Below are 3,596 nucleotides of genomic sequence, written 5' to 3' on the forward strand. Positions count from 1 at the left end.
CGCCTGCACCACAGAGATAAAGATTGTCAAATTCGGGCGGGCCTAAAAACTTTTCGCAGAATTCCCGCCATTCTTTAATTCTTTTCTCATCCGCTAAATCTAGCTTGACAACCTCTTCAGGAGATAACCGGAAATTGCAAGGAGTTTTAGAGTGGTCCAGCCTTGGATTGAGTTCAGGGTCGAAACGGAACTTCACTCCTAAGCCTTCAGCGTATTCTTTTATATTCGAAAGCTCATTCCGGTTTAAGGTCATGGCCATGGTCTTCAGCCTTAAAGGAATTTTTCTCGCTAAAAGTAATTCAATACCCTTTTGACAGCGCTTAAATGAGCCAGGAATTCCAGTTACTTTTTCATGAGTCTCTTTAGTCACACCATATAATGTAATCTCCACCTCAGACGGCGGCGATTCAGCCAGATAATCGGCAATCTTTGGCGTAATAAGTGTCCCGTTAGTAAATAGAGAGATAAGGAAGCCTTTCTTCTTGGCGTAAGTGTAAATTTCCAAAAAGTCTTTTCGCAGCAGAGGTTCCCCTCCAGTTAGCAGCAGCCATAGACATCCTGCCTCAGCTATCTGGTCAAAGATATTGAAGATTTCTCCGGTTTTAAGTTCCTTGCTGATAGCATCTCGGCTATTTAAGGGTAAGTTGCAATAGCAATGAGCACAGCGAAGGTTGCAGCGAAAGGTAAGTTCAAATGATCCCAGAATTGGAATCCTCTTGGCTACAACCTGCTTATGCAACCGCTCACTAAACTGAGCATAGCTGATAGAAGGAATATGAGAGCATTCCATATGATTACCCTTCAATTATAGCTTCAATTTCCTTCAATTGGTGTAGATACTCTACAAGATCCTTTTCAGCATGTTGAGGAGTGACTTCAAATTCCTCGACTATCTTATCTTTTATTTCTCTGACTTTCATTTTTCCGTCGATAAGCTCCCAGATGCGGGCAGCTACCTCGTTCAGAGTGCTGATACTTTCCAGATCACCCACGTTTTGCCTGATTGGAACCAGGATAAACTCATCGGCTATCTTCCTGGATACAATTGAATCGCTTTTTTTATAAACTTTATCGCGTAGATGCATCAAGTAATGCTCCCTTTTCACTAGTTTTTAATTATTATTAGGAAAAAATCAGAAAAAGTCAACTCTGCTCATAAGTGGGGTCAGGTCTTGCTTTTTGCCTGTCTCAAAAATCTCATACAAACGCATTAAAATTTCATTGCAAAGATGAAAGTGACACAGGCATCTCCTGTGTTCAGGATGAGATTTTGCTATGCTCGCCTGCCCATTTATAAAAGGAGCGGGGTTGCCCGCAGTTTAATGCAATAGTATAAATTGCGTTTGTATGAGTAAAGGCAAAAAGCAAGACCTGACCCCACTGATGGAAAATTTGCTTGACATTAAAATAATGAAGCAATATTATCGTCGAAAAGGAGGAAAAGATAAGATGAAAAAAATTTGTGAGGCATTAATTGTTGTAGCTGCTATCAGCTTAATCGTGGGCGTTATATCCAGGCTTATAGTAAAACCTATAATGGGAATTGAAGCTCAAGCCTTTCTTCAATTTACCCAGGCATGTCTTTTATTTGCTATTGCTCTAGCAGCAAGAGAATGGATGATAGCTAAGGGCAAATAGTAGTAAGTTATTTAAAGAAAAATTTGCTTTCTTAGAGAGTTCTTTTGCCCTGAGAAGCCCAGGCAGATTCACAGCTTTTAATTTTAGACAATATCTAAACTCAAAATCTCTAAAAAGTCGCTATCTTAATCCCCATCTTTTTTGATTTATTTCGAATTTGTTCCCTGAAATGCGCTCTTTTTTTATGGTTGAAATTTCACAAAGATAGGATTAGAAACTAATTTCCTCCCTTTTTTATCTATCGCATCCAGACGGTAATATATCTTTTTGCCGGGTTCAAAGAAATCATCTTCAAAGTTTATACTCAAGGGAGTTTCTACAGAGAAGGTTTCTAAAAGATTCCCGGATCGAATAAGTCTCACAGTTATAGAATTTCCTTTCTCTGAATCAGTCGTAGAAATACGAATGTTTATACTGGGATAACCTTTAGAGAATATCTCTTCCCCCATAACGACTTTCTGCGAACTTTTAGAATCAGATATTGAGAAATCCTCAAGAATCAGTCTTGGGGAGTCGGCATCTCCTCGGCAGGCATACATTCTGCCTTTTTTCAGGGCATCTAAAATGTCCTTTTTAGTTTTGCTTTTTACAAGAAAAAATGTGGGAAAATTTCCTAATTTCTCTCCGGCTCCTCCTTCTCTATGAAAATCAGCAGTAGAGATTCCCCAGACAGGGTTTGCTCTCCGGCCCGAACAGTACTCTATTAAAACCTTGTCCCAGATATTGCCTGGTTCTATAATTGTTGTAGAATCTCCATACAAAGCAGCCGAGCCCGAATAATTTTTAGATTCTTTTAACACCTGGGGGTAAGGGGGAGTGTCTCTGAAAATAGGGCCAAGTTTTGCCTTTCCTGACTTTGTCTCAGGATGATTCCAGAAAACCGTTCCCCCTCGAGAATTTACGTAATCTATCAATAACTGGTAAGGGGAGATTTCCTGCGGTCCATGGTACTGGTCATACGGAGAGCTTTTGAAAGGATGGTTATTGATAAGAAGAAGCAGAGCAAAAACAGAGATCGCAATCCCGGAATATCTGATAATTCCCTTCCATTTTATCATGTATAGACCGACTATCAGAAGAACAAGAAAGAGAAAAAAGCCCACTGAAATTGATGAAAGAATATATTTCGTGGAATAACCATTGTGAAGTATTGGCAGTTCCTTATAATCTTTCGGCTCTTCGAGACCGACAATTAATAAATGCCTTTCCCAATCACAAGCGGTCAGGTTTTTTTTGAAATAGCTTCCCCTCCAGTAATAAAAAGGCGCAGACTCTGCGCCGGGAATTAAAATCGAATTTGGGTACTTTTTTGAGGCTGATTCAATCATGTTCAGGTAATTTTCTGGTCCCTTTTTATTGATTGAAGGCTCTTCAACTCTTTTTTTCAAGATAGCATGAAAAGGGCGTATCCCATATTCCAGGACTTTCCGGTCATGGTCATTAATAAAAAGAACATCAATCCCCCTTTTTTTAGCCAATTTAATCAGATATTCGAGCGTGTGAGCCCCATCGCTGAAATCTGTGCGGACATCAATAAGCCCTGGCACCTGAATATATTCATGAATATTTTCTTCAGCCTGGGCGAAACATTTAACAAGCACCCCCATAAAGGCGACAATCAAGATAAAAACAAACTTTTTGCTGTTATTCATCATCGCAAATTAATATAAACGCAATATATATTTATACAATGTCATTGCGAGCCCTGAAAGGGCGTGCCAATCTCATACAATAAATTGTCATTGCGAGGAGCGTAGCGACGTGGCAATCTCAACCTTTTTACTAGTTAAACTTAGCCACGCTGCGCTCGCAACGGCAGATTGCCACGCTCCCTTCGGTCACTCGCAATGACAATTTATTGCATGAGATTGTTCAGCCTGTTCCGAGCAAAGCGAAGGAATCTTCTTCGCTCCTCGCGATGACACTGGAATAATTGCGTTTGCATTAGATATAAAAAT

General features: G+C 39.9%; 4 protein-coding genes. 1 reads left to right on the top strand and 3 read right to left on the bottom strand.

Annotated features, from left to right (window positions below):
- A partial coding sequence (locus tag VMW81_07055) for a radical SAM protein (GenBank protein HUU50699.1) occupies positions 1–790 on the bottom strand: 790 nt, incomplete at its 3' end.
- A 4-nt stretch (positions 791–794) separates the two neighbouring features.
- A complete protein-coding gene (locus VMW81_07060; GenBank protein HUU50700.1) occupies positions 795–1,085 on the bottom strand; it encodes a PqqD family protein in 291 nt (96 codons plus the stop codon).
- 364 nt (positions 1,086–1,449) lie between these two features.
- Here VMW81_07060 and VMW81_07065 point away from each other — a divergent pair, with 364 nt between their 5' ends.
- Entirely contained in the window at positions 1,450–1,638 is a 189-nt protein-coding gene (locus tag VMW81_07065) for a hypothetical protein (protein ID HUU50701.1), read from the top strand.
- 182 nt (positions 1,639–1,820) lie between these two features.
- Here the strand turns inward: VMW81_07065 and VMW81_07070 are convergent, their stop codons facing one another.
- Positions 1,821–3,239 carry a hypothetical protein gene (locus VMW81_07070; GenBank protein ID HUU50702.1) on the bottom strand — a complete coding sequence of 473 codons (1,419 nt, stop codon included), beginning with the start codon at positions 3,237–3,239 and terminating at the stop codon, positions 1,821–1,823.
- Positions 3,240–3,596: the final 357 nt, after the last annotated feature.

The sequence above is a fragment of the Nitrospinota bacterium genome, assembly GCA_035528715.1.
In the GTDB taxonomy this organism is placed as follows: domain Bacteria; phylum JADFOP01; class JADFOP01; order DATKYB01; family DATKYB01; genus DATKYB01.

Bases quoted from the DNA above. Each gene is read 5' to 3' on its own strand.
- VMW81_07060 (HUU50700.1), bottom strand. From the start codon at position 1,085: ATGCATCTACGCGATAAAGTTTATAAAAAAAGCGATTCAATTGTATCC.
- VMW81_07065 (HUU50701.1), top strand. From the start codon at position 1,450: ATGAAAAAAATTTGTGAGGCATTAATTGTTGTAGCTGCTATCAGCTTA.